The following is a 407-nucleotide window of genomic DNA, read 5'->3' as shown; positions in this document are numbered from 1 at the left end:
TTCAGCTACACTCCACCTAACCTCATATTCACTATCCTTTAAAGCATTTATTAGCACAGGTACTACTATATCTCCATGCCCTGCTCCTATTTTAACCAATGCTTCAGCTGCACTGCTCCTGACATCCTCATCCTCATCCTCTAAAGATTCTATTAACGCAGGTATTACTATATCTCCATGCCCTGCTCCTACTTTACCCAGTGCTTCAGCTGCTCTGATCCTGACATCCTCATCCTCTAAAGATTCTATTAACGCAGGTACCACTAAATCTCCATGCCCTGCTCCTACTTTACCCAGTACTTCAGCTGCATTCCACCTGACCCAGCAATCACTATCCTTTAAAGCATTTATGAGCGCAGGTACTACTATATCTACATGCCCTGCTCCTACTTTAACCAGTGCTTCAG

The 407-nt window shown here is 44.0% G+C and carries 1 protein-coding gene; it reads right to left on the bottom strand.

All coding sequences use genetic code 11. From position 1 onward, the window contains the following. A partial coding sequence (locus tag NF27_RS09155) for a HEAT repeat domain-containing protein (protein ID WP_039458660.1) occupies positions 1-407 on the bottom strand: 407 nt, incomplete at both ends.

Origin of the sequence: Candidatus Jidaibacter acanthamoeba (assembly GCF_000815465.1) — a bacterium.
Lineage (GTDB): Bacteria > Pseudomonadota > Alphaproteobacteria > Rickettsiales > Midichloriaceae > Jidaibacter > Jidaibacter acanthamoebae.
This window is presented reverse-complemented; position numbering and strand designations above follow the sequence as displayed.